The 963-nt window shown below is 67.0% G+C and carries 1 protein-coding gene; it reads left to right on the forward strand.

Annotated features, from left to right (window positions below; translation table 11 throughout):
* A partial coding sequence (glyA, locus tag KUW17_RS23190; protein WP_222482655.1) for a serine hydroxymethyltransferase occupies positions 1-963 on the forward strand: 963 nt, incomplete at both ends.

Raw genomic sequence — 963 nt, forward strand, 5'->3', positions numbered from 1 at the left:
CTTTTTCACCCAAACCCTCGCCGAGCGCGATCCTGAGCTTTATGCCTCGATCACCGCGGAACTGGGCCGCCAGCGCGACGAGATCGAGCTGATCGCCTCGGAGAACATCGTCTCCGCCGCGGTGATGGAAGCGCAAGGCTCGGTGCTGACCAACAAATACGCCGAAGGCTACCCGGGGCGCCGCTACTACGGCGGCTGCCAGTATGTCGACGTCGCCGAAAACCTGGCGATCGACCGGGCCAAGGCGCTGTTCGGCTGCGAATACGCCAACGTCCAGCCGAACTCCGGCTCGCAGGCCAACCAGGGCGTGTTCCAGGCGCTGCTGAAGCCCGGCGACACCATCCTGGGCATGGATCTGGCCTCCGGCGGCCACCTGACCCACGGCGCCGCGCCGAACCAGTCGGGCAAGTGGTTCAACGCGGTCGCCTACGGCGTGCGCCGCGACACCAACCTGATCGACTACGACCAGCTGGAAGCGCTGGCGGTCGAGCACCAGCCGAAGCTGATCATCGCCGGCGGCTCCGCCATTCCGCGGGTGATCGACTTTGCCCGCTTCCGCGAGATCGCCGACAAGGTCGGCGCCTACCTGCACGTCGACATGGCGCATTTCGCAGGCCTGGTGGCCGCGGGCGAGCACCCCTCGCCGTTCCCGCATGCGCATGTCGCCACCACCACCACCCACAAGACCCTGCGCGGCCCCCGCGGCGGCATGATCCTGACCAATGACGAGGCGATCGCCAAGAAAGTGAACTCGGCGATCTTCCCCGGCATCCAGGGCGGCCCGCTGATGCATGTGATCGCAGGCAAGGCGGCGGCCTTCGGCGAGGCGCTGAAGCCGGAGTTCAAGGCCTACCAGAAACAGGTGAAGGCAAACGCGGTTGCGCTGGCGGACCAGCTGATCAAGGGCGGCCTGGACATCGTGACCGGCGGCACCGACACCCACGTGATGCTGGTGGACCTGCG

Source organism: Leisingera aquaemixtae (assembly GCF_019801145.1).
Lineage (GTDB): Bacteria > Pseudomonadota > Alphaproteobacteria > Rhodobacterales > Rhodobacteraceae > Leisingera > Leisingera aquaemixtae_A.